This is a genomic window from Micromonospora sp. NPDC049900, from assembly GCF_044461025.1.
Taxonomy (GTDB): domain Bacteria; phylum Actinomycetota; class Actinomycetes; order Mycobacteriales; family Micromonosporaceae; genus Micromonospora.
In genome coordinates, this window is record NZ_JBITKM010000006.1 from 297,654 (window position 1) to 323,110 (window position 25,457).

At 71.5% G+C, this 25,457-nt stretch carries 22 protein-coding genes and 1 pseudogene; 12 read left to right on the forward strand and 11 right to left on the reverse strand.

What is annotated here, in order from left to right; translation table 11 throughout:
• Nucleotides 1–61 precede the first annotated feature (61 nt).
• From aztC to aztB, 3 genes are read right to left on the reverse strand one after another with little or no spacing between them, the layout of a single operon-like run.
• Complete coding sequence (gene aztC / locus ACIBMZ_RS16835) at nt 62–976, reverse strand: zinc ABC transporter substrate-binding protein AztC (RefSeq protein ID WP_396694633.1); 915 nt, start codon at nt 974–976, stop codon at nt 62–64.
• Nucleotides 973–2,157, reverse strand: coding sequence for a hypothetical protein (locus tag ACIBMZ_RS16840; RefSeq protein WP_396694635.1), 1,185 nt, complete (start codon nt 2,155–2,157; stop codon nt 973–975). Before ACIBMZ_RS16840 ends, aztC begins: the two co-directional genes overlap by 4 nt.
• Entirely contained in the window at nt 2,154–3,032 is an 879-nt protein-coding gene (gene aztB / locus ACIBMZ_RS16845) for a zinc ABC transporter permease AztB (protein WP_396694805.1), read from the reverse strand. The genes ACIBMZ_RS16840 and aztB overlap by 4 nt, the downstream gene beginning before the upstream one ends.
• Before the next feature lie 50 nt (nt 3,033–3,082).
• Between aztB and aztA the strand changes: the two genes are divergently transcribed.
• On the forward strand, nt 3,083–3,721 hold the full coding sequence (aztA, locus tag ACIBMZ_RS16850; protein ID WP_396694637.1) for a zinc ABC transporter ATP-binding protein AztA: 639 nt from the start codon (nt 3,083–3,085) through the stop codon (nt 3,719–3,721).
• Between the two features lie 19 nt (nt 3,722–3,740).
• Here aztA and ACIBMZ_RS16855 read toward each other — a convergent pair whose 3' ends face one another.
• Both ACIBMZ_RS16855 and ACIBMZ_RS16860 read right to left on the reverse strand, forming a co-directional pair.
• Complete coding sequence (locus ACIBMZ_RS16855; RefSeq protein WP_396694639.1) at nt 3,741–5,300, reverse strand: MFS transporter; 1,560 nt, start codon at nt 5,298–5,300, stop codon at nt 3,741–3,743.
• Nucleotides 5,297–5,854: a TetR/AcrR family transcriptional regulator gene (locus ACIBMZ_RS16860; protein ID WP_396694641.1), complete on the reverse strand. Its 558-nt coding sequence runs from the start codon at nt 5,852–5,854 to the stop codon at nt 5,297–5,299. The genes ACIBMZ_RS16855 and ACIBMZ_RS16860 overlap by 4 nt, the downstream gene beginning before the upstream one ends.
• A 549-nt stretch (nt 5,855–6,403) precedes the next feature.
• Here ACIBMZ_RS16860 and ACIBMZ_RS16865 point away from each other — a divergent pair.
• Both ACIBMZ_RS16865 and ACIBMZ_RS16870 read left to right on the forward strand, forming a co-directional pair.
• Nucleotides 6,404–6,949: an ABC-2 family transporter protein gene (locus ACIBMZ_RS16865; RefSeq protein WP_396694643.1), complete on the forward strand. Its 546-nt coding sequence runs from the start codon at nt 6,404–6,406 to the stop codon at nt 6,947–6,949.
• Nucleotides 6,950–7,180: 231 nt separating this feature from the next.
• Complete coding sequence (locus tag ACIBMZ_RS16870; protein WP_396694645.1) at nt 7,181–8,377, forward strand: TOMM precursor leader peptide-binding protein; 1,197 nt, start codon at nt 7,181–7,183, stop codon at nt 8,375–8,377.
• A 49-nt stretch (nt 8,378–8,426) separates the two neighbouring features.
• Here the strand turns inward: ACIBMZ_RS16870 and ACIBMZ_RS16875 are convergent, their stop codons facing one another.
• The 3 genes from ACIBMZ_RS16875 to ACIBMZ_RS16885 all read right to left on the reverse strand — a co-directional run bounded on the left by ACIBMZ_RS16875 (nt 8,427) and on the right by ACIBMZ_RS16885 (nt 11,314).
• Entirely contained in the window at nt 8,427–9,392 is a 966-nt protein-coding gene (locus ACIBMZ_RS16875) for a DUF5954 family protein (RefSeq protein WP_396694647.1), read from the reverse strand.
• Nucleotides 9,393–9,705: 313 nt separating this feature from the next.
• Nucleotides 9,706–10,056, reverse strand: coding sequence for an Lsr2 family protein (locus tag ACIBMZ_RS16880; protein ID WP_131053450.1), 351 nt, complete (start codon nt 10,054–10,056; stop codon nt 9,706–9,708).
• Nucleotides 10,057–10,645: 589 nt separating this feature from the next.
• Nucleotides 10,646–11,314 carry a lytic polysaccharide monooxygenase gene (locus tag ACIBMZ_RS16885; protein ID WP_396694649.1) on the reverse strand — a complete coding sequence of 223 codons (669 nt, stop codon included), beginning with the start codon at nt 11,312–11,314 and terminating at the stop codon, nt 10,646–10,648.
• A gap of 409 nt (nt 11,315–11,723) precedes the next feature.
• Here ACIBMZ_RS16885 and ACIBMZ_RS16890 point away from each other — a divergent pair, with 409 nt between their 5' ends.
• The 9 genes and pseudogenes from ACIBMZ_RS16890 to ACIBMZ_RS16930 all read left to right on the forward strand — a co-directional run.
• Nucleotides 11,724–12,971: a GAF domain-containing protein gene (locus ACIBMZ_RS16890; protein WP_396694651.1), complete on the forward strand. Its 1,248-nt coding sequence runs from the start codon at nt 11,724–11,726 to the stop codon at nt 12,969–12,971.
• 63 nt (nt 12,972–13,034) lie between these two features.
• Nucleotides 13,035–13,190 (forward strand): hypothetical protein, encoded by a 156-nt coding sequence (locus ACIBMZ_RS16895; protein ID WP_396694653.1) that lies wholly within the window; start codon nt 13,035–13,037, stop codon nt 13,188–13,190.
• 175 nt (nt 13,191–13,365) lie between these two features.
• On the forward strand, nt 13,366–13,920 hold the full coding sequence (locus tag ACIBMZ_RS16900; protein WP_396694807.1) for an RNA polymerase sigma factor: 555 nt from the start codon (nt 13,366–13,368) through the stop codon (nt 13,918–13,920).
• Nucleotides 13,917–14,717 (forward strand): hypothetical protein, encoded by an 801-nt coding sequence (locus ACIBMZ_RS16905; protein WP_396694655.1) that lies wholly within the window; start codon nt 13,917–13,919, stop codon nt 14,715–14,717. The genes ACIBMZ_RS16900 and ACIBMZ_RS16905 overlap by 4 nt, the downstream gene beginning before the upstream one ends.
• A gap of 69 nt (nt 14,718–14,786) precedes the next feature.
• Entirely contained in the window at nt 14,787–15,587 is an 801-nt protein-coding gene (locus tag ACIBMZ_RS16910) for an ABC transporter ATP-binding protein (RefSeq protein WP_396694657.1), read from the forward strand.
• A complete protein-coding gene (locus tag ACIBMZ_RS16915; protein WP_396694659.1) occupies nt 15,584–16,918 on the forward strand; it encodes a hypothetical protein in 1,335 nt (444 codons plus the stop codon). Before ACIBMZ_RS16910 ends, ACIBMZ_RS16915 begins: the two co-directional genes overlap by 4 nt.
• Complete coding sequence (locus tag ACIBMZ_RS16920; protein ID WP_396694661.1) at nt 16,915–17,514, forward strand: hypothetical protein; 600 nt, start codon at nt 16,915–16,917, stop codon at nt 17,512–17,514. The genes ACIBMZ_RS16915 and ACIBMZ_RS16920 overlap by 4 nt, the downstream gene beginning before the upstream one ends.
• A 24-nt stretch (nt 17,515–17,538) precedes the next feature.
• A complete protein-coding gene (locus ACIBMZ_RS16925) occupies nt 17,539–17,712 on the forward strand; it encodes a hypothetical protein (protein WP_396694663.1) in 174 nt (57 codons plus the stop codon).
• Nucleotides 17,713–17,800: 88 nt separating this feature from the next.
• Nucleotides 17,801–18,637 (forward strand): annotated as a pseudogene (locus tag ACIBMZ_RS16930) (class I SAM-dependent methyltransferase); the annotation flags it as partial.
• A gap of 26 nt (nt 18,638–18,663) precedes the next feature.
• Here ACIBMZ_RS16930 and ACIBMZ_RS16935 read toward each other — a convergent pair.
• The 3 genes from ACIBMZ_RS16935 to ACIBMZ_RS16945 form a co-directional block, all read right to left on the reverse strand.
• Nucleotides 18,664–19,152 carry a DUF1877 family protein gene (locus ACIBMZ_RS16935; RefSeq protein WP_396694665.1) on the reverse strand — a complete coding sequence of 163 codons (489 nt, stop codon included), beginning with the start codon at nt 19,150–19,152 and terminating at the stop codon, nt 18,664–18,666.
• 128 nt (nt 19,153–19,280) lie between these two features.
• Entirely contained in the window at nt 19,281–22,394 is a 3,114-nt protein-coding gene (locus ACIBMZ_RS16940; RefSeq protein WP_396694667.1) for a hypothetical protein, read from the reverse strand.
• 105 nt (nt 22,395–22,499) lie between these two features.
• Nucleotides 22,500–25,364: a BTAD domain-containing putative transcriptional regulator gene (locus tag ACIBMZ_RS16945; protein ID WP_396694669.1), complete on the reverse strand. Its 2,865-nt coding sequence runs from the start codon at nt 25,362–25,364 to the stop codon at nt 22,500–22,502.
• Nucleotides 25,365–25,457 lie beyond the last annotated feature (93 nt).

Consider the following 25,457-nt stretch of genomic DNA (forward strand, 5'->3'; position numbering starts at 1 on the left):
GAAACTGACAACCATTTCCAATAACTGTACAGAGGTGTGCCCGGACCGGACGTGCCGGGGGTCAGCCGCTCAGGCCGTCGACGATCGCGTCGACGTTGAACCGCATCATGTCCAGGTAGGTCGCCGCGTCGCCGTCGGCATCGCCGAGCGATTCCGAGTACAGCCCGACGACGCGTACGGTGATGCCGGCCTCGTCGGCCAGGACCTCGGCCAGGCGTGCCGGTTGCGCGGTGTCGGCGAAGACGGCCGGCACCCGGTGGGTCTCGATGGCGGTGACCAGCGAGGCGAGGTCGGAGGCGCTCGGTGAGGCCAGGGTCGTCCCGCTCGGGATGATCGCGCCGACGACGGTCAGGTCGTAGCGCGCGGCGAGGTAGCCGAACACGTGGTGGTTGGTGACCAGGACGCGGCGTTGCGCCGGCACCCCGGCGAACCGCGCGGCCACCGTCGCGTCCAACTCGCCGACCCGCTTCGCGTACGCCTCGGCGCGCTGCCGGAGGGCGTCGGGGTCCACACCGTCGACGTGCGCGACGATCTCCTCGGTCAGCACCCGCACGGCGGCGACGACGCGGACCGGATCGGTCCAGAAGTGTGGGTCCGGCAGGCCAGCCGCGTCACCGTCCTGATAGTCCATCGGTTCGACCCGCGCGCCGACCTCCACGGTGGGCACCCCCTCGGCCTGCGCCGCCCGCACATGGTGCAGCACGCCCTCCTCCAACCCGAGACCGTTGAAGACGAGCAGGTCGGCCGTCTGCATGGCGTGCGCCTCCCGGGCGGAGACGGCGAACGAGTGCGGGTCGGCGTTCGGCTTCATGAGCACGGTGACCCGAGCGTGGTCGCCGACGATCTCGCTGACGACGTCGCCGAGGATGTTGGTGGTGACCACGATGCGCGTCCGCTCCGGCCCGGTGCAGGCGAGACCGCCGACCATCAGGACGGCCACCGTGGCGAGCGTACCCAGGACTCTGCACACCCTCACCGGCCGACCTCCACCACGAGATCCGGTCGCTCGGTGACCCGCAGCGTCCGGGCGGTCCGCAGCCCGTCGCGATAGTCGATCTCGTGGACGATCCGGGCGGCCGGTTCGGCGAGGTAGGCGCGGTCGACGTCGAGCGTCAGGCTCGCCGCCGGCACGGCCGACCGGGCGAGTTCCCGCCCGGTCTCCAGGTCGTAGCTGACCAGCGTGCCGGTGGTGTCGAGGGCCAGCACCGTACGTCCGTCGGCCGGTGAGGCCGCCGCCACGAGTCGGCGGTCGTCCACCGGCAGGTAGCGCAGGACGGCCTTGGCCGCGTTCACCGACCAGATCCCGGCGCGGTCCGCGACCGCCGCCTCGTTGCTGCGTGGTCGGTATCCGAAGACTCCGGTGGCGACCGGGGTGCGGGGGCTGTCCAGAGTGGTGGCGGTGAGCCGATCACCCTCGTGCCTGACCCGGACGAGACCGTCCGCGCAGGCGATGACCGCGCCGCCGCGCAGCACCGCCGATCCGCGTGGGGCGGCACAGGCGACGTCGAGCCCGCCGGCCGGTTCGCCCCGCTCGTCCATGGACACGATCCGGTCCGCCGGCCGGTCCGGATCGTCGCCGACGGCGACGAGGAGATGCTCCGCGTACGGCACGGCGAGCGCCGTGGCACTGCCGGTGGGGATCGTGGCGAGGCGGGTCACCTGGCCGGCTTCGAGCGCACGCCGGTCGAGCACCGTGACCCTGCCGTCGGTGGTGCCGATGGTGGTGTGGGCCTCGAAGCCGACGACCGTGGTGATCGGCGCGTCGAGCGTCAACGAGCCGACCGGACGGGCCGACGCGCGGTAGTGGTGGACGTGGTCGGTGTGGTCGACCGTCCAGACGCCGGTGTCGACGATCTCGACCCGTCGGTCCCCGTCGTCGACGTAGACGAACCGACCGTCCTCCGTGATCCGTTCGGCACCGACGGAGAGGTCGACCCCGCTCTCCGACTCGGTGATCAGGTCGAGCAGGTGCAACCGCTGGCCGCCCCGGGGCGCGTACGCGATGGCCGACTGCGGCTCGGGTGTCTCCTCGGCACCGGCGACGTAGCCGTGCGGTGTCTCCTCGGTCCCCGGTGGATCACCCGACCCGCAGGCGGCCACGGTGAGCGTGAGGCCCAGGGCGAGGACACGGGCCGACAGTCTGTCGGTTCTTGTCACGGACGTCCTTCCAGCGAGGGGGCGGCGACGGGCGCGGGCACCGGGGACCGGAGACGCCGCACCGTGGTGGCGATCCACCGCGCGCCGAGAATGGTGAAGAAGATCAGTACGGTGACGGCCGCGATCGTGGCACCGGCGGCGGTCGCGGCGTACCAGGAGCCCCAGAGGCCGACCACGGTGGCCACCGAGCCGATCAGGAAGCTGGTCAGCATCAGGGCGGGCATCCGCCGCGCGACGAGCATGGCCGCTGCCGACGGCGCGATCAGCATGCCGAAGGCGAGCAGTGTGCCGACGACGCTGAAGGCCACCGCCATCGTGATCGTGAGTAGCGCGAGCATCACGGCGTTGGTCAGGTCGGGGCGCAACCCGAGCGTTCGGGCCTTGCGCGGGTCGAAGGTCAGCGCGAGGAACGGCCGGTAGCACGTGACGGTCACCGCCGCGACCACCGCCACCGCGACGCCCAGCATCACCAGGTCCGACCAGCGGATCGCCAGGACGTCGCCGAACAGGAACGCGGTCAGGTCGGTCGCGAACGACCGTGAGTGCGACACGATGATGACTCCGACCGAGAGCATCCCGACGAACAGCAGCCCGATCGTGGTGTCGCGTCCGAACTCGCGGCTGTGCCGGAGCGCGTTGACCCCGGCCGCCATGGCGAACGCGCTGGCGGCGGCACCGACGACGAGGTTCCCGCCGAGGATCGACGCGACCGCCACGCCGGGCAACATGCCGTGGCTCATCGCCTCACCGAGGAAGGTCATCCCTCGGGCGATCACCCAGACGCCGACCAGCGCGCACGCGCCGGCCAGCAGCACGCCGCCGACGAGCGCGCGGACGACGAACGACACCGTGAACGGTTCGATCAGGGACGACATCACCCGACCGACTATACTGAAACGAAAACCGTTGCCGATAAGGGGTTGCTGTGGGTCCCGTCGTCCTGACCGCCGAGAGCGTCGGCTTTCGATACGCCGACGTTCCCGTCCTGCGCCATGTCGACCTGCGCGTCGAACCCGGAGCCGTGATCGCGCTGACCGGCGCCAACGGCTCCGGCAAGAGCACGCTGCTGCACCTGCTGGCCGGCGTCGCGCAGCCCACCGAGGGGCGCGTCCACCGTCGGCCCGGCGCCCGCCTCGCCCTGCTGCCGCAGCGCACCAGCGACATCGACGCCACCCCGCTGACCGTCGCCGAGTGCGTCCAGATCGGGCGCTTCACACCGCGCCGCCGCCTCGGCCGCGACGATCGCGTCGCGGTCGCGCAGATCATGCGGCGACTGGACATCGCGCACCTGGCCCGACATCGGCTGCGCGAACTCTCCGGCGGCCAGCGACAGCGCACGCTCATCGCCCAGGCGCTCGTCCAGGACGCCGACGTCTACCTCCTCGACGAGCCCACCGCCGCCCTCGACACGCCCAGCCGACAGCGGGTCCACGAGCTGCTCGCCGAGCGCGTCGCCACCGGCGCGGCCCTGGTCGTCGCCAGCCACGACCCCGCCGAGACGGCGCTCGCCGACCGCGCCGTCCACCTCGACGGCGGCACGCGCGGCACCGTCGTCACACGGTGACGACCCCTGCCCCGGCCGCTCAGTGGCCCTTGGTCACGTCCAGTCCCTTCGGGGTCAGGGCGAACACCACGACCACCGACACCAGCATGATCGCGGCACCGATGCCGCCGACCAGCATCAGCCCACGGGTGAACGCCTCCTGCGCCTGGGCGGCGGCTGCGGCCCCGGCCGGACCGAGGCCCTCCAGGACGTGCAGGGCGCCGCCGAGGGACTCCTGGGCCACCCCCACCTGCTCGGCAGTCAGCCCTGCGGCGGCCAGCTCCGAGGCCGGGAGTTCGGCGCGGTACCACGCCGCCGCAGTGCTGCCCAACACGGCCACGCCCAGCACCGCGCCCAGTTCGTAGGAGGTCTCCTCGATGGCGGCGGCGCTGCCCGCGTGCTCGGCCGGGGTCCCGGACATGATGATCGCCGAGGCGATGGCCAGCGAGCCCATCCCGGCCCCGAGCAGGGCCAGGAAGACCCCGACCGGGGTGTACCCGAGTGGCTCGGGGGCCACCGCCAGGACCGCGAAACCCAGACCCGTCAACGCCAGGCCCCCGACCAGGACGGTACGGGCACCGATGCGCTGGGCCAGCGCCGGTGCCAGCGGCGAGACGACCGTCGCGGCGACGGCCAGCGGCAGCAACGCGACACCAGCCTGCAACGGCGACATGCCCCGGACGAGTTGGAGCCACTGGGCCGAGAGCAGCAGTGCCGACCCCATGGCCAGCATGGTGAACAGCGCCGCCAGCGTGCCGGCCGTGAACGAGGGGACACCGAACAGGCGTACCCGCAGCAGCGGCGAGTCGCTGCGCAGGCACCGCAGCACGAACCACACCAGCAGGGCGAGTCCCGCCGTCAGCGCCGTCAGCGCCAGCAGGTCGGTCGGTCCCTCCTTGGCGATGCGCTTGATGCCCCACACCAGGGCGGTCATGCCCGCGATGGACAGGGCGGTGGCCAGCGCGTCCCAGCGGCCCGGGTTCGGGTTGCGGGCCTCCGGCAACAGCAGCACCGCCGCGACGATCGCCGCGACCATCCAGGGCACGTTCAGCAGGAACGCCGCCTGCCAGGCGAAGTGCTCCAGGAGCGCGCCACCCACGATCGGTCCCACGGCCGCGCCCAGGGAGGCCACCGCCGCCCAGATGCCGAGCGCCTTGGCGCGTTCGGCCGGATCGGTGAACAGGCTGCGGATCATCGACAGGGTCGCCGGCATGATCATCGCGCCACCCACGCCCAGCAGGGCGCGAACGGCGATCACCATCGGAGCCGACTCGGCCACCAGGACCAGCAGGGACGCGCCACCGAAGACCGAGAATCCGGTCAGGAGCATCCGCTTGCGCCCCCACCGGTCGCCCAGCGTGCTCATGCTGACCAGCAACCCGGCGAGGACCAGCGAGTAGATGTCGACGATCCACAACTGCTGGGCGGCGGTCGGCGACAGCGCCGCGGCCATGTCGGGCAGCGCGACGTTGAGGATGGTCATGTCCATGACCACCACCAGCAGGCTGGTGGAGAGCACGGCCAGGGCGGCCCACCGGCGTCGGGCGGACAGGTGCCCGGCGGTGGCCCCGGGTGCGTCGGAGGTGTGCGTCGTACTCACTGGTCCTCCGGGAGGGCCGTGCCCATCAGGGCTGTGATGGCCATGCGCAGGGCCCGCTCGTCGACGGGCCGGTCGTGCAGCAGGGTGTAGAGGATGACGCCGTCCAGGTAGAGGGCGGTGGCCTGGGCGGCCTCCGGGGTGGCGTACGCCGAGAGGATCTCGGTCATGCCCCGGATCCAGCGCTGGGCGTACGGACGCAACTCGGGCTGCTGGACGCCGGCGTAGTAGAGCAGGTTCTCGGCCTGTAGTCGCGCGTGGTCGCTCAGGTAGTCCATGAACAGCGCGGCGAGACCCTCGGCGCTTCCCCGGCAGGCGTGCACGGCCGCCGCGACCTGCCGGATCTCCTCGTCGGCCTGGGCGACGACGACCTCCAACGCGCTCGTGCGCAGGTCGTCCAGGGAGTCGAAGTAGTAGGTGGTGGCGCCCAGCGGCACCTGGGCCAGCTCGGCCACCCGGCGGTGGGTCAGCGCCTCCCAGCCGTTGTCGATCATCTCTTTCGCGGCGACGTCGAGCATCGCGCGCCGCCGTCCCTCGGGGTCCCGGCGAGAGGTCACGGGCGCTCCCGGTGTGCGGGTCGTCCGGTGGTCATGCGTGACTCCTCGTTCTGGTACGTCCGTACAAGTACAAACGTACTAGACGGCGCGCGCCTGTCGGCGTGACCCGCGTCACCGCGCCCGGGCCGTGCGGGAAAGGAAGGGCCCCCTGCTAACGCCTGGTGTATTGCAAGGGTCCCTTCCTTGCATCCGGTCGGCCTCGGAAAGAATGCCGCAATCATCGACAAGCATCATTGCATTGTGCTGTGTTCAAGTGATGGCGAGCGGCGTTTCTCCTGCTCAACTGAGGTTGACAGCAAGAATTGTCCGGCACGGCGCGGGCGAGATCGTGGCCGCGATCGCCGCCCGGGTGCCGGTGGTCGACCTGCGGATCGACGAGCCCTCGATCGAGGACGTGGTCCGCCGGGCGTACGCGGGCGAACTCGGTCAGCCGACGGTGGGAAGACCGACACGAGGGCGTACCGGACGCTGGCCCGGACGGCCTGGTCGACGGTCCTGGTCTACCGGGGCGAGTTCCTGCTCCAAGTCGCCGGGGTCGCGGTGCAGACCGTGGCGCTGTTCGCGGTGTGGCGCGCGTTGTTCGCCGCCGACCCCGGCGGCGAGATGGCCGGCCTGACCTGGGAACAGATGAAGGCGTACCTCTTCGTCGCCTTCCTGGCCGGCACCCTGCTGTCCAGCTTCACCGACGGGCAGGTCGCCCTGCGGGTGCTGGACGGCTCGGTCGCCATCGACCTGCTCCGCCCGATCGACTACCAGGTGGCCCGGTTCGCCGAGACGATCGGCTATCTCGTCGGCGAACTGCTGGTGGTCGCGGTGATGGGCTCGGTGCTGCTGCTGGCGTTCGGCGGGATGCCGTTGCCCGACCCCACCCAGGCCGGGCTGTTCCTGCTCAGCCTGCTCGCCATGGTGTCGCTGAAGTTCGCACTGGTCTACCTGGTCGGCCTGGCCTGCTTCTGGACGGGCAACTTCCACGGGCTGAGCATGTCCCGGATCGCGATCACCAACATCCTCTCCGGAGCACTGGTGCCGATCGCCCGGTATCCCGACTGGCTCCGGACATCGCCGCGGCCGTGCTCGGCCAACTGGCCGGGCTGATCTTCGTGGCCATGATCTTCCGGCAGGTGCCCGTCCTCGACGGCTGGACACAGTGGGAGGTCCTCTGCGTCTGCGCGATGGTGATGCTCGCCGAGGGCACCTGGCACCTCAGCGGGATGGTCAACCTCGGTGCCCTGGACTATCTGCTGGTCCGCCCGTACCCGGTGATCCCCCAGGTGACCGGTCCGGGCCGTCGCGGACGCGACGGCTCCGATCCGGACCGACCACCCGGTGGACCGGTTCGTCGTCGACGACCGGACCGACCGGGTGCAGGACGCGGCCCGCCGCTCCCACCAGGAGGGACGGGACTTCCTTCCGGTCCATCCGACGCCGCGCGGTGTCCGGGTCGGCCCGTACGTCACGGCCGGGCAACCCGGCTGCCACCACTGTGTACGTGTCCGCGAACGTCGGGCCCGCGTCACCGGGACACCCCAGCGCTCGGCGCACTGGCGCGCCCTGTACGAGGGATCCGTCACCGCCCCGACCCCTGTCCTCGGCCCACCGGTTCGCGCCACCGTGGCCGTGCTGGTCGCCGACGAACTCGCGCGGGTGGCACGCGGTGCCACCGCCCGGTGCGCGGGCGCGGTGCTGGAGGTCGGCACCGCCACCCTGGCGGTCAGCCGACACCGGTTCATCGCCGAGCCCGAGTGCCCGTCATGTGCGACCCTGCCCGACGACGGTCCCGAGGCGGGCACCCTCACGTTGGTGTCCCGGCCCAAGTCGGCGCCGGACAACTACCGCGCCCGTAGTCTCCCCGCCGAGCACGAGCGGCTGCTGGAGACCATGGTCGACGTCGAAACCGGCCTGATCTCGTCGATGACGCTCCACCACAACCACCCGATGATCCTGGCCGCCGCCATCGGCGGCCCGGCCTGCTGCACCGAACTGTCCGGATACGGGCGCACGTTCAGCTTCCCGGCCAGTGTGTCGGTCGCCCTCGCCGAGGCACTGGAACGGCTGGGCGGCACCCTGCCCCGGGCCCGCCGGACCCGGGTCCGCGCCTCGTTCCGCGAACTCGGTCCGGACCGCGCCGTCGCACCCCCGGCGCTGGGCCTGCCCGACTCGCCGCCGCACCACAACGCCGCGCGCTACCATCCGGACCTACCGCTGATGCTGGTGGACGAGGACGACCGGGCCGGCGAACCCAAGGCGTTCTGCGGCGCGGGCGCACACCTCGACCCCGAACGGGCACTCTGGTCCGGGTTGGTCGAACTGGCCAGTGTCGCCGACGCCACGAAGGAGATGGTGGCCGCCGACACCACGGCACCCGGCTTGGTCGTCGACTCTGACCTGGTCCGGTCGATGGAGGACCACGCGCTGGTCGCCGCCGCCCCGCCCCGGCTCAGGGAACTCCCGGTCCGGCTGGGGTACCGGTCCACGCCGCTCCCGCCCGAGGAGATCAACCCCTACCCGCACCCGTTCCCCTGACCCGCACCGCGACGGTCGGCGGTGACGGCTGATCCCGGCGGGCAGCAGGTCATTCCGACGCCTCGGCGTCGGCGGTGGCCTCCGGCGGCAGGTCGGGATCGGGATCGGAGCGACGGGGGCCTTCCGGACCGTCGTCGTCGAAGCGGAGCAGGGTCTCGACCCGGGTGATCCGGAAGCGACGCTGCTCGACGGTGATGTCGTCGGTGCGGCCGGCGTCGAGCGCGTCGGTGGCCTGCTGGTACGCGGTGGCCTGCGCGTCGGTGAGCATCCGGGTGCGCGGTTCGAGGTGCCGGAAGGCGTAGGCCAGTTCGTCGCGGGCCTCCTGTGGGGTCGCGACCGCCCGGCTGACCGGCTGCCACGCGCCGTCGACGCGCTCGGCTGCGGCGTAACGGGTGGGCAGCAGGGCGGCGTGCGGGTGGGTGCGTACGGCGGCGACGCTGTCGGCGTACACGTCGGCCGGCACCTGGGCACGGGGGTAGTGCGCGGTCAGCAGGTCGACCTTCAGCATCGCGGCACCGACCCCGGTGGGCGCGGCCGGGTCGGCGATCACCTCCGCGTCGAGGAAGCTGTCGTGCTCACCGTATTCGGGCGGGTCCGGGTCGGTGGGACGCGGCGGTTCGGGCCCGTCGGGGCCGAACCGGGCGAACGTGTCCACGCGGACGACCCGGTGTGCCTGTCCCGCGACCGCGACCTCGTCGACCTTACGACGGTCGAGGATCCGCGCGGCGGCGGTCACCTCGGCGGCCAGCGCCGCGTCGGTGGTGTCGAGCAGCCGTTCCCGCAGCCGGTGCGCGAGGGTGGTCCGCGCCTCCTGCGGGGTGTCGCTGAACAGGGCGACGACCTGCCACCGCCCGCCGCCGAGGTCCACCGCGTGCCCGAACATCGGAGCGCCGATCCGGACGATCGGGTACGCCTGCGCACGGGACACGGCGTCGTGATCGGTGACCGCGCCGACGGGGTCGGTGCGCCGCTCGACCCACACCACGGTGGACGGCCGGGCCTCGTCGTTGCTCATGGGCATCATTGTGGTGCGCCATCGTGGCGACTGTCAGGTCGGCACGCGGCATCCGGTCGCGATCCCGGCCCATCGACCGGCGTGGCCGATCGGGCCGCAGAATGCGGCCCAGGGTCATCGGCTGCCCTGGTACGCACACCCATTCGTTCTCGCCACGCCGGCACCGATGGGGAGATCGGTGACCGGACGTCGATGCGATTCATGCACCACCGGTTAATGGCCCGTCACGGTGCGCGTGCCCCGGCTGTGCAGAGGCTTCACCGCACCGGTACGAGCGTTTCGTCCAACCGCGCGAGATGAGTCGTGCGGGCGGTCAGCGACCGGCTTTCGCGTGGTACTCGTCCACGATCTCCTGCGGAATCCGGCCCCGGTCGGAGATGTCCTTACCGGCCTTCTTGGCCCACTCCCGGATCGCCTTGTTCTGCTCCCGGTCGGTGCTGGCGGAACCCTGACCACGAGCAGCCCGGCCGCCCACGACCACGCCGCCGCGCCCCACCTTCGTGCCGTGGGCGACGTAGGAGGCGAAGGCTTCCCGCAACTTCGCGGCATTGCTGCTGGACAGGTCGATCTCGTACTGCACGCCGTCGAGAGAGAACTTCACGGTCTCGTCGGCGTCGCCACCGTCCAGGTCGTCGACCAGCTTATGAATGATCTGCTTAGCCACGTCTGAGCACATTCCCTTCCAGTGAGGACAGTTCCACGAACGTGGTAGTCACAATAGCGCCTGCGTTACTTGCCGCGTCAACGGGATCCGCATAACGGCCCAGGTATTGACCGATCCGATCGCCCGGGTGGATCTGCCCGGCCCGAGAGGGCCGAAAATGTGCGGTGCGGTAAGTGGACGGCGACTATGTGTCGCGGCGAAGGGTGGCCGACCACCCGCCGCCGCGCGATTCGGGGCTCCGGCCGGGGGCCGGGACGGTGCTCGCCCGACGCGGCCCCGGCCCGTCGTGAGCGATTGCGGCCCGGGCGGGTGCGGTCCACGCCGTCCGGGCCGCCTCGACGCGGTCGACGGCGGTGCGCGGTTCCGGTGCGGTTCCGGTCCGCCGGGTCGCTGCCGCCGCGCGATCGGCAGGCATTACCCCGATCTCGCCCGACGGCGTCCGGGGAATCGTTCGCGGAACGGTCGGCCGAGTCGGCGGGGCGAATTCGTGGGAGCGCCATTTTCGACTGCGTTCGACACCGGACGCACCGCTGCTCCGGTCCGGAAGTGGTCCGGGCCGGAGCAGCGGCGAAATTGCCGACCTTACGGATCAGACGATGTTGATGTCGCTGCACCACATGTAGGTCTGGTCCATGTGCGACGCCTTCCAGATCACGAAGAGGACGTGCTGTCCGCTACGGCCGGAGGTCGAGACGTTGAACGAGATGTTCTGCGTCGGCGCGTACCGCCCGGTCGTCTGGATCAGGTCGATGTTTCCCCACCCGACCTGCTGGGTGGCCGGGTTGAACCCCTGCCGGGTCAGGTACACCCGGAAGAAGTCGGCGCCGTGGCTGGCCTGGTCGTAGAACTGGAGCGTGAAGCTGCGGCTGACGGTGGTCGCCTTCCAGGCGCCCGGCTGGTTCAGGGCGTTGTTCCGGGAGAGGGCGTTGCTGCACAGTTGACCGTCGGGCGTACGGGCCTGGAACTGCCCACCCAGGCCGTCCCGCAACTGGCTCATCCAGTTCCACATGGTGTCGGGGTTGGCCTGGAAGGCCCGGTAGCACATCGGGTCCTGCGTCTGCATGGCCGGATCCATGTGCCGGTGGCCCCAGTTCTGCCAACACTGGTAGGCGCGGGTCGCCGGGTTGATCACGGTGCCGTGGGCCTGGGCGGCACCGGCCCAGGGCAGCATCGCGACGACCATGGTGAGCGCCAGGGCGAGCGCCTGAAGAGGTCGGTGGACGACCGACCGGGATTGAGGGGGGTGGTGTGAACTCACGGTGCATCCTCCGTTCCGAGCGCTCCGGGGGACGGTGTGGGAGCGCTTCCAACGAGTGTTGCATCGAGGGTACCCTATATCAATGATCGTCTATTGATTTTCGGAACCGCACCATTCACCCGGCACGACGAACTCGTCGATCGTGTCGCCGCTCATCTCGTGTCGTACGGGGAATCGGATCTCTGCGCCGTCCGCGTCGGTCCCGGGACTCCGACTCCATGGCACCGTCGACTGACCTTCCACTCAGTCGCCGCCGTCCCCGGCACGGGGGCGGCGGCAGGGCCACGCCCGGTGAGCGGGCGCGTCGTCCCGTAGGTTTGGCGGTGCGGCAACGGGAACCACGGCGAGGGGCGGAGCACACATCATGACGGCGGTATCGGGTCGACGGCCTGCTGCTGTGGGTCCGGCGGTGACCACGCCCGCGGCAGAGGACGACCTGCGTACGTTGTTCGGCCAGTCCATCGCCGTGTTCGCCGCGCTGGCCGGGCCGACGCACGTGCTGGAGGCCGCGAACCCGGCGTTCTTCACCACGATCGGCCAGGAACGCGCACGCACCGGGGTCCCACTGGCGGACCTGATGCCCGAACTCGCCGGTCAGGGCTTTATCGACCTGCTGGACCAGGTCTACCGCGCGGGGGAGTCCTACACCGGACGTGACGTCCGGGTCGAGCTGGGCACCGGCCCGCAGGCCCGGGAGACCTTCTTCGACTTCACCTACGAACCACGCCGCGACACCGACGGTACGGTGATCGGCATCCGGGTGATCGGCGTGGAGACCACCCAGGTCAAGCACGCCCAGTGGCTGATGGCCGAACATCGCGCCCTGCTGGAGCAGATCGCCCGACAGGCGCCCCTGACCGAGGTGCTCGACGGGATGGCCCGCTGCATCGAGAACCTCGCTCCGCAGGAGGTGCTCGTCTCGGTCCTGCTCGCCGACACCGACGGCCGGCACCTGCGCCACGGGGCGGCACCAAGCCTGCCGGACTTCTACAACCAGGCCATCGATGGCATCGCCACCGGCGAGGGTGTGGGTTCCTGTGGCACCGCGGCCCACCGGCGGCAGCCGGTCGTCGTCACCGACATCGCGACCGACCCGTTCTGGAGCGACTTCCGCGAGTTGGCCGACCGGGCCGGGCTGGCCGCCTGCTGGTCCACGCCGATCCTGGCCCGTGACGGCGGACTGCTCGGCACCTTCGCCATGTACCACCGCGTTCCGCGCGTCCCGCAGGACACCGACCTCGCCATCGCCCGGCTCTTCGCCGGCACCGCGGCACTGGCCATCGAACGCCACCACATCGAGCAGGCGCAGAAGGCCGCCGAGGAGCGCGCCGCGGCAGCCCACGACGAACTGGCCAAGGCGGTACGCGCCGAGCGCGAACTCCGCGCCGAGGCCGAGCAGCGCGCCGCCGCCGCTGCCGAACTCAACGCCCGGATGCGGTCCGCCGCCGCCGCACAGGTCGCGGTGCCGCACCCCGATCACTGCCAGCTCGGCGGCACGGCCGGATGCGCCGAACCGGCCGAGATCAAGATCGCCGACTCCTGGGGCGACGCCGCGTGGGGCTGCCCCGCCCACGTCGAGGAAGCCATCATCAACGTCCGTTCGGTGTTCATCGCCAACGAGGAGCTCGGTGGTCTGGCCGCCTACCTGGCCCGCTGACCCCTGTCGGGGCGGACCGGAACGACGCCGGCACCGACGACGGCGCGCGGCAGGCGGTGTGGGATGGGCCGACGGCAACCATCGCGCGCCGCCATCGCGGACCACCTCGCCCCGACCCTGCGGGCGTACACGCTCACCGTCGATCCGGCCCGGTGGGTGACCCTGGTGTTGCCGCCGGACCGCTACTGGCAGGAGCGCGCCGCGCTGCCCTGGATCTGAGGCCGTCGAACGCCACGAGCTGAATACCGCGGTCGGCGCCGTGACGTCAGCTCCCGCCCCGGGATCGGCGCGGATAGCCGCCGGTCGACCGGCCCGCGACGAAGGTGATGGCCGTCACAGTGATCCGGGACCCGATCGTGGTCCGCCCATCGTCTTACCCGGTGTGAGTACCGGCATGGACGCGGCGGACGAGGGCGAACTCGTGCGGCGCGTCGCCTGCGGAGATCGGCGGGCCTTCGACGAACTGTATCGGCGCACCGCGCCGTGGCTGGAGGTGCGGCTGCGCCGCCGGTGCGCCGACCCCGACGTCGTCGCCGAGGTTCTCCAGGACACCTATCTCACGGTCTGGCGGGCCTCGGGCACCTTCGCCGGAGTCCGGACCGGAGGGGGCGGGGCGCGGGGGACCGCCGTGGGCTGGCTGTGGACCATCGCCGCCCACCGACTGGTCGACGCGTTCCGTCGTCGGGCCCGCACGGCGCGACTGCCGCAGGTGCCACTGATGCCGACCACGGCACCCGCCGCCGAGGACGAGGTGATGGCGGCGCGGATCGGACAGGAACTCGAACAGGCGCTGCTCACGCTGCCGCCCGAGGTCCGGGCCGCCCTGCGCGCCACCGTCCTGGACGGCCTCTCGCCGCGAGAGGCGTCCGTGCTGCTGGGGGTACCCGAGAACACCGTCAAGTCCCGTGTCCGCCGGGCCCGCATCGCGCTCCGGGAGGCCCTGTCATGACCCCCCATCCGACCCTCACCCAGATCGAGCGGTACGCCACCGCCGACCCCCGCCTCGACGAGCCCAGCGTCTGGGCCATCGAGGTGCACCTGGAGGACTGCGCCGACTGCCGGGCCCGGCTGGCCGGCAGCACCACCGTCGACACGCGTACCGTCCTCGCCCAGGTCGCCGCCACCCTGGACCGGGAGATCGCCGCGTCCCCGGCCCCGGCCGCCCGCAGCCGGTCCTGGACGGTGCTGCGCCGCCGCTGGCTGGCCGGCACGCTCTTCCCCTGGCTGGCCATGACCGCCGCGGTACTCGCCTGCGCCGTCCTGCTCAGCGAGTTGTGGACCGAGTTGCCGTCGCTGGTGCTGCTGCTCGCGCCGCTGGCCCCGTTGCCCGGCGTCGCGGTCGCCTGGCACCGGCGGGCCGATCCCGCCTGGGAACTGATCGCCACCACCCCCGGCGCCGGCCTGACCACGCTGCTGCGACGCACCGCGACGGTGCTGGTGGTCGTCATCCCACCCCTCGCCCTCGCCGGCTACGGCACCGGCGTGCCACCGGCGCTGACGCTGTTGCCCTGCCTGACGTTCACCGCCGCCACGCTGGCGCTGGGCAGTCTCGTCGGCGTCCGTCGGGCCGCGATCGGACTGGTCGCGGTATGGACGCTCGCGGTGATCACACCCAGCATCGCCGCCGCCCGTACGCCACTGGTGCTGACCGAGGAGAGCACCGGCATCTGGGCACTGACCACGGTCGCCCTGACCCTCACCGCGCTGCTGCGGGCCGACGGGCTCCGACGACTCGCCCAGCAGTAACACCTTTCCGCCCACCGGACGCGCGACGCCGCGTCCCGCTCCACCGACCCCGAACGAAGGAGGATGCCGATGCGTGCCCTGAGCGCGGCCGAAACGGCCGTCACCACCCATCCCTGGGCTGTCCACGCGGAGGGACTGCGGGTCCGCGCCGGACGACGCCTGGCGGTCGACGGCCTCGACCTGGCCCTGAACATCGGGGTCCACGGACTGCTCGGCCCCAACGGCGCCGGGAAGACCACGCTGATGCGGTCCCTGGCCACCGTCCTCGCGCCGGCCGCCGGGCGTCTGACGCTGCTCGGACACCCGGTCGACGGCCGCGCCGACCTGCGGGCGGTGCGCCGTGGCCTGGGCTACCTGCCGCAGCACTTCGGCTTCTACCCGCGCTTCACCGTGCGGGAGTTCGTCGGATACATGGCGTGGCTCAAGGAGATGCCCAAGGCCGCGATCCCCGCGGCGGTCCAGCGGGCCGTCGACCGGGTCGGCCTGACCGACCGGGCCGACGCCCGGCTGAAGACCCTCTCCGGCGGTATGCTGCGCCGCGCCGGCATCGCCCAGGCCATCGTCAACGACCCACAACTCCTGCTGCTCGACGAGCCCACCGTCGGCCTCGACCCGGAACAACGACTCGACTTCCGCGAACTGCTGCGCGACCTCGGCACCGACAGTTGCGTCCTGGTCTCCACCCACATGGTCGAGGACGTGGCGGCGGCCTGCACCGACGTGGTCATGATCAACGAGGGGCGCCTGGTCTGGCAGGGCACCGCCGAGGCGCTCAGCGCCCAGGGCGACCAGAGCCACCCGGGCGACAGCCCGACCGAGCGCGGCTATTCCGCCGTCCTGCGCCGGCACCGGGCGGAGGCCGCCCGATGAGCATCCTGGGAGTCGAACTCCGCCGCTCCGCCGCGCTCGGTGCCGCGCTGATCACCGTGCTCGCCGGGATCGGCGCACTCTATGTCGCCCCGGCCCGCTGGTCCGGCGGCTGGATGTCGCTGGCTCTCATCACCCGCGAGTACCTGCTGCTGATGTGGCCGTTGGCGCTGGCCGCCGGTGCCTGGCAGGGCCGTCGGGAACACCGGTCGAACGTCGGCGAACTCTTCGGCACCACCGCCCGGCCCCGCGCCCAGCGGATGGTGCCCGTCCTCGGCGCGATGGCCCTCACCCTCGGCACCGCCTACCTGCTGGTGACCGTGGCGGGTGCCGCCCGGATCGCCACCAGCGCCGGCTATCTGCCCCTGCTCGGCTTCGCCGTCGTCACCGGCGTCGGCGTGCTGTCCCTGATCGCCGCGGCCTGGCTCGGTCTGGGGATCGGGCGTCTGCTACCCGCTCCGGCGACCGCGCCCGCGTTGGGCGTGGCCGGTGTCCTGCTCGTGTCGGTCAGCATGTTCCTCCGACCGGACTGGCTGGCCGCAGCGGTGTCACCGATCTATGGCACGAGCCAGTTCCACGCCTATCAGACGATCGACAACCGGGTCAGCGGTGCGGTGGCGATCTGGCTGGCCCTGCTCGCCGTCGCCGGACTGATCCTGTTCGTCGCCGGTGGCTGGCGGGCCCGTACGGCGGCGCTGGTGCCGGTGCTGCTCGGGCTCGCCGCGGCAGTGGCGGTCGTGCCCCGGGACCCGGCCGTGCTCGACGCGCCGGTCGACCCGGTCGCCCGGGAACTGGTGTGCACCGACGACGCCCCGACGGTGTGCGTGAGCCGGGTCAACACCAGGGTCCTCGACGACCTGACCCCGCTGGCCCGTGAAGGTCTGGCGGCGTTGGCGAAACTCCCGGACGCCCCGACCGCCGTGCACGAGGACACCGCCACGTACGGGCACGGCGAGGCCACGCCGTCCCGCGACGACGTCGTCGAGGTGCCGGTCCGGATCGACAGGTACGGCGGACTCGCGCACCCGGGCGTCGTGGCCGTCGAGGTCGTCCGAGGGCTGGGCGTCCCCATCGACCTCGAATGCCGGCAACACCACGAGGCGGTCGAACGGGCGGCGGGGTACTGGCTGCTGGGCCGCGAGCCGCAGTCCGACGTCGGGCTCATCCCCGGCATGATCCAGGAGGACCCCGAACTCAACGCCGAGGCGCTCGCCCTGTGGCACGGGCTCCGCGAGGTCTCCGCCGACGAGGCTCTGGCCCGGGTGACGGCGGTCCGTGACGCCAAACGCGCCTGCGAGGACCCGACGGGACTGCTGTCCCGGAGCCCCCGGTGACCTGGACGCTGCTCTACCTGCGCTCCCGGCGCGTACCCCTGGCCCTGGCCGTGGCCCTCGGCGGCGCGGCGGTGATCTGGACGCTGTGGCTGACCATCGCCGACGAACGGGACGTCGCCCCGACGACGGTCGTCCTGACGGTCCTGCTGATGGTCGCGGTGCTCTCGGCCACCCTGGCCGCCCCCGACGAGAACCTGGACCGGACCGCCTCGGTGCGGTGGCCGCCACGGCGCGCGGCACACCTGCTGGCCGGTCTGCTGGTGGTCCTGCTGGTCCTGCTCGCCACCCGCTACACCGGGGCCCGCTTCGGGCCGGCCACGCTGGTGTTCCGCGACGCCACCGGCCTGCTCGGACTGACGGCGCTGTGCGCGACGGTGGTGGGTGCCGGTCGATCGTGGTTCCTGCCGCTCGGCTGGACCGCCGTCGCGGTCATGTATCCCCTGGAGGGCACCAGGGGAGCGGTGCTGACCTGGCAGGCCCAACCCACCGACAGCACCGCCGCGACGGTGACGGCGGCGGTGCTGGCCCTCGGCGGGCTGATCGCCTACTCGCTGGCCGGCCCGGCCCGCAGGGAAGCCACCGAGTCGATTCCCTGAGGCGTTACAGGAATCGGCAAGCCATTGATATTCTTCGAGCAGATCCAGTTCGTGCCGCTCGTCATGGAGGTCGTCATGCGCCTGCGCCGCACGGTCGTGTCCCTCGTCCTGCTGGCCGCCGCCGGGGTGGTCGCCACCCTCGGTCTCGACCAGGCCCAGGAGATCTCGCACCTGGCGGGATTCACCTGGTCCAACTGACCCGACCGCACCTGCTCGTGATCGTGGACCTCCGACGAACGCGAGCAGGTGCGTGTGTCACCGGTCCGGTGCACCCGGGGTGCGAGGCGACCGGGTCACCGCCACGGTGAGCGCCGTGGACAGGCAGACGGAGGCGCGGGCGATGGGCATCAGCATGACGCCGGAGCAGCATCTGCGGGTCAGTGGCGCGCAGTTGTACGAGTCGATCGGGTCCGCGTACCCGGCGACGCGGCGCACCGAGCCGCGCATCGCCGCACGGGTCTGGGAAGCCCTCGGTGACGCCCGCACGGTGCTCAACGTCGGGGCGGGCACCGGCTCGTACGAGCCCACCGATCGTGAGGTCACCGCGGTGGAACCCTCGGCGATCATGAGGGCGCAACGTCCCGTGGACGCGGCACCGTGCGTGGCCGCCAGCGCGGAGAACCTGCCTTTCGAGAACGGGGCGTTCGACGCCGCGCTGGCCTTCAGCACCGTCCACCACTGGCACGACCCGATCGCCGGGCTGCGCGAGATGCGGCGGGTGGCCCGTCGCGTCGTGGTGTTCACGCACGACGCCAGTGACACCGGTTGGCGTCAGCGGTTCTGGCTCAGCCGGGACTACCTGCCCGAGGTCGCCGGCCTGGTGGTCGGCCGCCCCTCGGTGGACGAACTGGCCCGCGCCATCGGGGCCCGCACGGAGCCGGTGCTCGTCCCGTGGGACTGCGCCGACGGCTTCTTCGAGGCGTACTGGCGCCGACCCGAGGCGTACCTGGAGGAGCAGGTCCGCCGGGCGGTGTCGGTGTGGACCCGGGTCGGGCCGGCGGCCGAGCAGCGCGCCGTACGCGCTCTCCGGCAGGACCTGTCCTCGGGCCGGTGGGCCGAACGCAACCGCGAACTCACCGACCTCGACGCCGCCGAACTGGGCCTGCGACTTCTCGTGGCCTGAGGCTCACCACCCGGAGTGGGGATCGCTCAGGTCGCGGTGAAGACGACCGCGCGTCCGGCGGCGGCGGCGCGCTCGTAGAGGGCTGTGATCTCGGTGAAGCCGTCCCAGGTGTACGCGAAGTCCGCGTCGTCCTGGGCACCGAGGTAACTCGGGTCGTCGACTGCGTCGAACCGTCGGCGCAGCCACGCCGGTTGGACCTCGCGCAGGGCGTCGGCGACATCCCGCACCTCGGCGGCGCTGACGTAGACGACGTAGTACTGGTCGTGCAGGTGCCGCCCGCCGAGCACCGCGTGGGACAACGGGTACGTGCCGGCGTCCGGGTCGAGGGTGCCGTCGGTCAGGCAGCGGTGGACGGCGTCCCACGCCTTGTCGGTGTCCGCCGTCAACTCGCCGTCGGTCCACGACTCCTCGATGCCTTCGAGGATGTCACCCACACCGCCGCTGTCGCCTCGATCGGCGGCCACGAGCAGTGCGCGTTCCGTGTCCGCCGCGACGGCGAAATGCACTCCCAACATCCCGGGATCGTACGGGGGCACCGCACCGTCCCCGGTCGGTGCGGCGGGTGGGCACCCGGCTGACGCCGGATGCCCACCCGTTTCCCCGTCGGACGGTCACCGACCCGAGGCGAGGGGCGGTCCGGATGTCAACGGCGCAGCAACGCGTCCGAGACCTTGAGGTGCGAGATCACCTCTTCGATCTCCGGCGGTCCCTCGACGTAGTCACCGGCCTTGAGGCGCTGAGACTGCACCCGGTACTGCTCCTGTAGGGCGGCCAGACGCTGGGTTGCCTGGATGGCCACGCAGTCGCCGACCGGATCGCCCGGCATTTCGGGCACCGTCACGGCCGGGCAGTCCACACCGAACTGCGCCGGAGCGTGGCCTCGCGGTGAGAACCAGTCGTTGTACGCGCACGCACCGCCCAGCGTCTCCGGCCGGCACGCGTCGTACGCCTTCAGTGCGCCCGCCATCGCCTCGGCGAGGTGATCGGAATCGCCGGTACCCGGCAGGGTGAACGCGCCCGGGAGGTGCTGTCCGCCGAAGAGCAGGCTGTTCAGCGTCTCATTGGTGCGCAGCGCCTTGGCCCAACCGACCTGGCTGTACGCCTGCAGGAGCAGCAGGGTGTCGTTGAGCTTCGTGTACGCCCGAGCGAGCGGGGTCGCCGGAGAGTTCAGGTCGGTGAGCACCCGCTGGTAGTAGTACTTCTGCCGACCGTGCAGGGCTGCGGTGGCCCGCAGCCAGGCGTCGTCCTCGCTGGCGGCGACGTTCGAGATCTGGGCGTGCCGTTCCACGCCCGTCCGCAGGCCGCTCGCCCAGAGGTTGGACACCGCCTCGTCGGGGGCGATGCTCCGGCCGGACCCGGTCTTGGAGTTGTACCACTCGACCTTGCCGGCGGAGCCGACGTGGACCAGTCTGCGTGCCTCCCGCCACTCGCCACCCGGCCACTGGACGTGCAGCCGGATGGTGACCCGTACGTCGGCGGTGGTGCCGGTCTCGTAACCGGCCTCGTAGTACTCCTGGTTCTCGTAGACAGCGTCGAAGCAGGTCTTGAACGACGGCTGCGCCGCCTGCGGCAACAGGGTGTACGCGGTGTGGTACGAGTGCGGCAGGTTCGCCGTCACCCCGTTGCTCGGCACCGGCAGGGGCCTGGCATTGGTGGCGCAGGTGCGCATCGTGTCGACCGCCGCCACCCGACCCGGGGGTGCCTGGTTGGCGTGGCCGAACGGGTCGTACCTCCCGTTCATCCCGACCTCTTTGCGGATGTCGCCGAGCGCACCCGTGAGCGCCGTCAGGTCCGTCCCGTACGACTGGGTCAGCTTGGTGAACAGGGTATTGGTGCCACCGGCTTCGGTGGGACCGCTGAAGCTGCGGGCGACCGTCAGGATGTCCTGGCCGGTGTTCTGCAGGTCGATCGCCCGCTGCGGTGTGCCGGTGCGGGCGAATGCGGCGTTCTGCTCGGTCATCGCGATGTAGGCGCGGGAGGCGGCCGACCACACCCCGGCGTTCGGAACGCCGAAGCCGGTCTGCACGGTGGGCATCGGGAACTGGGGGTCGTACCCGCGGGCCAGCCGGGCGAGCAGCAGCATCGAGCCGTTCGGCGTGTGGGTCCTCACCCCGTCCACGCCGAGGGAGCCGACATCCTTGGTGGTGACGGCGAGCCCGCTGGCGGCCGACTTCTCTTTGCCGTAGTGGAAGAAGGCGGAGACCGCCGGCCAGTAGAAATCGAAGTTGTCCAGCGGGCGGCCGGATTTCGCCTCGTACCCGAGATAGGTCTCGGCCTGCAACTTGAAGTCGTGCATCGCGTTCTCCTCGAACGCGGCGTGGGTACTGACCGCCAACGCGCTGACCTTGGCGTCGAGCCCCAGCAGGATGGACTGGATCGAGTCGAGGCGGGCGCGGACGTCGCGGATGTCGCCCCGGAGCCGGTCGAACTGGACCAGCATCTCGTCGAAGATGACGACCAACGCCTGCTCGATCGCGTCGAACCGGACCTCCATCCGGGTGCCCAGCTCCCGCATCTCCTGACGCATGGCGGCGATCTGGTCGAGGATCATCTGTTCCGGGCTGGGACCGCTGCCGAAGAAGACCGACGTGAGTGACATCGCGGCGCCGAGCAGGTTCCCGGCGAGAGCAGCGGTCCCGATCGAGCTGAGCGCCTCGAAGACGTCCAGGCCGGCGACCTTCGGGATGTACTCGTTGATGGCGGTCGCGATCGTCAGCGCCGCGCCGCCGACCGTGGAGATCTCCTTGGCCGCCTTCTTGTCCGCGAACCCGATCAGGGTGGCGACGAAGTTCAGCGCGGCGCCGGCGCCGTCGATGGCGACCTGCCGGTCCTCGGCCTCGGACAGGGCCCGGGTGTAGTCCGCCGGGGTCGGCTTGGGCCCGGGGCCGACTGGATACTTCACCGACATCCGCGCCAGCTCCTCGCGGAGCGCCTCGGTGTCGGCGTTGATCCGTGCGAAGCCCTGCCGCGCCATGTCGAGCAGCTCCGTGGTGGACGCCCGCTGCTGGGACATCATCTGGTTGAGCGCCTCGGCATTGATGAAGGAGGCGAGCAGCGGATCGGCGAGCATCTCGCCCCACGTGGCGTTCAGCCGGATGCCGACCCGGGCGCCGATGAACCCGTCCCAGGCCTCGGCGAAGGCCGGATCCTGCTGCCCGAGTCGGGTGATCTCGCCCCACTCCCGGTCCTGCACGGTGTAGAACCGTTCCAGGTACAGGTAGTTCTGGTAGGCGCCGGTCACCTGATGCCGGTAGAGCTGTTCGGAGGCGAGTTGGTCACCCCAGGTGCTCTCCAGCAGCACCCGCAGGGCGGGGGCGACGAAGCTGACCCCCGGGAGCCCGGAGATCGCCTCGATTCCCTTGATCACATAGCTGTATGCGGTCGACTCTGTGCTCGGCATGCCGGCGTACTCGTTGCTGACCGCGGTGTTGAACCGGATGATCATGTCTCGGAGCTGGGCGGCGGTCGCCTGCGGATGGCTCGCCCGCCAGTCCCGCAGGGCGGCCGAGACGATCATGTCCTGGATGCCCTGCTGGCCCCGGTCGTGAATCCGCATGTGCAGCGAGAAGAGACGGTCGCGGGCCTGTTGCGGGTCCCAGTCGCCGGTGTCGTCGGCGCGGGCGACGACGGCGCTGCCGAGGAGCAGCGAGAGGACGGTGACGAAGACGACGGCGAGCCGTCGCCGCAGGGCGGTGCCTTTTCTCATGCTGACGCGCGACGGCGGGATCTTGCCGCCGGCCCACGTGGTGGGTGACACGTTCACTTCCCCAATCTGCTGTGGACAGCGTCGACCGCACATGGTCGGTGCGGCCGGACGCGAACGTCCCACCGTGACGGCCGGCGCTGCGAGACTGATGGGAAGTCACTGGGAAGCGGTCGGCACGAGCCCTTCGTCGACGAGCAGGCCGGTCAGGCCGGACCAGGTCAGACCGGTGCCGCGAGCGCGAGCGGCCCGGTAGTCGGCCGGGTCCATGGCGGCGGCCACGGCGGCGGTGTTGCCGGGCGCGTCATGCGGATCCATCTGCTCCGGGTGGTAACCGATGCTCGCGCCGAGGGTCTCGACGGCGCCGAGCAGCACCGCCCCCGTACCGGCCCGGCCGGTGCGGCCGAGCGCGCCCGCCACCGAGTGCACCAGGGCCAGCCAGCTCGACCGGTCGTGCCGGGGGTCCGCCTCCCGGAGAATGTCGGTCAGGATGTGCAGCGCCCGGTCCGGCTCACCGAGGTCCACACTGACCTTGGCCTGCATCCACGCCGAGGAGAGCATTGCCCACTGATGACCGCAGGAGCGGGCCAGTGTGTTGGCCCGCGCCAACTCGTCGCGCGCCCGGGGAAGGTCACCGCAGGCGCGGCTGAGCTGACTCCGGACGGTCAGCGCCTCGGCCTGCGCCCACGGTTCGCCGACCAGGTCCGCCAACCGCACCGCCTGGTCGGCCAGGGGAAGGGCACCGGGGACGTCGCCGCCGATGGCGGTCACCGATGCCAGGTAGATCACGGCGGTCGTGTGCGGGTGCCGGGCACCGACCTGGGCGCACAGTCGCGCGGACTCACCCAACGCGGCCACGCTACCGTGGTGGTCACCGCTGAGGTAGGCACAGCCACCGATCGCCATCAACAGCCGGGCCCGAGCCAGCGTCCACTCCGCCGAGCCGGACGCGGCCCCGTCCGCACGCGCGTCCAGCGCGGAAAGGGTACGACCGCCCCAACGTAGCCCTTCCGCGATCTGGCCGGTCCGGTACCAGAACCAGGCGAGCGCGCCGCAGATCCGCGCCGCGAGCAACACCTCGTCGGCGGCCAGTGCGGACGTCAGCGCGGCCCGGATGTTGTCGCGTTCCGCGCTGAGCCGCGACAGCCATCCGGTACCGTCGGCGGTCGGCAGCCGTTGTTCTCCGATCTCGACCAACCCGAGCAGCCACCGTCGGTGTCGCGCCGACGCCCGGTCCCGTTCCGCCTCGGTGAGCGCCGCGTTCGCGTACTGGCGAACCAGCTCCAACATCCGATAACGGCGCGGGGTGGTGTCGGAATCGGCGGTAACCAGCGATTTGCGGACCAGCGCCAGCAGGACCGGCACCGGGTCGGGCACCTCGGCGTCGCCGCTGACCTGCCGGACGGCGTCCAGGTCGAAAGCCCCGTCGAAGACGGCGAGCTGTCGAAACAATGTCTGCTCAGGCCTGGTGAGTAGTTGGTAGCTCCAGTCGATCGCGTTTCGGACGGTGGCGTGCCGGTGGTCCTCGTCGGGCGACCCGCTACCGAGCAGAGCGAGCCGGTCGTCCAGTTGAAAAGCGATCTCTCGCAGGGACAGCGCCCGGCACTGGGCGGCGGCCAACTCGATCGCCAGGGGCAGACCGTCGAGGTCGCGGCAGACCTGCGCGGCCAAGAGCCGGTCTGGCCCTTTGCCCGGATGCGTCAAGGTGGCTGCGGCGATTCGATCCGACAGCAACTCGACGGCGTCGTCCAGGCCGAGCGGCGCCAGCTCCATGACCGCCTCACCGGGTACGCCGAGCGGTTGCCGGCCGGTGACGACCAGGCGTAGCCCCAGACACCCTCCGAGCAGGGTACGGGCCAGGTCGGCGACCGCCGCGACGAGATGCTCGGCATTGTCGACCACCAGCAGCGCCTTCCGGTCGGCGAGCCGCTGAGCGAGGTGCTCGGCCGTGCTCACGCCCGGCAGCGCGAAGACGTCCGACACCGCACGGACGACCTCGGTGGGATCGTGCAGACTGGCCAGCTCGACGAGCCACGGACCGTCCGGGTCGGTCCGTTCCCGGCAGTGCTCCAACACCAGCCGCGTCTTGCCGACCCCACCCGGCCCGACGACCGTGACCAGACGATGACCGGTGACCGCCAGTCCGAGGGTCGCCAGCTCGCCGCGTCGGCCGATGAAGGACGACAGCCCGGCCGGCACGTTGCGTCGGGGTGGTGCCACGTCCGGCAACCTGCGGGACGGCGTCGGTCGCGGATCGAGGGACGTGTCGTTGCGAAGGACCTCAGCCTCCAACCGGCGCAACCCCGGGCCGGGGTCCACACCGAGCTCGGACACGATGCGCTCACGGGCCCGACGCAGGGCGGCGAGCGCGTCTCCCTGCCGTCCGGCCCGGTACAACGCCAGCACCAGCAACTCCCAGCCCCGCTCACGCAACGGCTCGTCGAGTACGAGCGCCTCCAGGTCGCCGACGGCACTCTCATGGTTGCCGCCGGCAAGCACCGCCGCCAGGCGCTGTTCGCGGGCCATGGCGTGCAGTGCGTCGAGCCGCGCCACCTCGGTCACGGCGAACTCGGAGTCGACGAAGTCGGCGTAGGCCGGACCTCGCCACAATGTCAGCGCCTCGCCGAGCACCGCCGTCGCGGCGTCGTGGTCGCCGGCCGAGGTGTGCCGGTCGCCGCGCATCACCAGAGCGGTGAACCGTTCCGCGTCGACGAGACCGGCCGGCACCCGCAGCGCGTACCCCGGGCCTTCCCTGACCACCACCTGCGCCGGAGTGCGGGCCGCCCGGCCTGGTTCCAGGGCCCGCCGCAGACTCGCCACGTAGCCGAAGAGGGTCGCCTGCGTCGGGGTGACGGCGTCGTCCCAGACCTGGTCCATCAACCGGTCAGTGGGAACGATCCGACCGCGCGCCGCGACCAGACAGGCGAGGACCTTGCGTTGGCGGAATCCGCCGAGGTCGACGGGGACCCCGTTCAGTCTCGCCTGCAGGGGGCCCAGCACCCCGAACTCAAGACGTGGTGGCACTTCCCGACAACCTCCACCGGTCGACCATTCCGAACCAAGATCATCATCGATGGTCGACCGTATCACGGGTTTCCACCCGTCGGTCGACACGTG

Excerpts from the sequence above, each read along its gene's own strand:
- ACIBMZ_RS16910 (WP_396694657.1), top strand. The coding sequence starts at position 14,787 with ATGCGTGCCCTGAGCGCGGCCGAAACGGCCGTCACCACCCATCCCTGG.
- ACIBMZ_RS16935 (WP_396694665.1), bottom strand. The coding sequence starts at position 19,152 with ATGTTGGGAGTGCATTTCGCCGTCGCGGCGGACACGGAACGCGCACTG.
- ACIBMZ_RS16915 (WP_396694659.1), top strand. The coding sequence starts at position 15,584 with ATGAGCATCCTGGGAGTCGAACTCCGCCGCTCCGCCGCGCTCGGTGCC.
- aztB (WP_396694805.1), bottom strand. The coding sequence starts at position 3,032 with ATGTCGTCCCTGATCGAACCGTTCACGGTGTCGTTCGTCGTCCGCGCG.
- ACIBMZ_RS16875 (WP_396694647.1), bottom strand. The coding sequence starts at position 9,392 with ATGAGCAACGACGAGGCCCGGCCGTCCACCGTGGTGTGGGTCGAGCGG.
- ACIBMZ_RS16895 (WP_396694653.1), top strand. The coding sequence starts at position 13,035 with ATGGGCCGACGGCAACCATCGCGCGCCGCCATCGCGGACCACCTCGCC.
- ACIBMZ_RS16900 (WP_396694807.1), top strand. The coding sequence starts at position 13,366 with ATGGACGCGGCGGACGAGGGCGAACTCGTGCGGCGCGTCGCCTGCGGA.
- ACIBMZ_RS16905 (WP_396694655.1), top strand. The coding sequence starts at position 13,917 with ATGACCCCCCATCCGACCCTCACCCAGATCGAGCGGTACGCCACCGCC.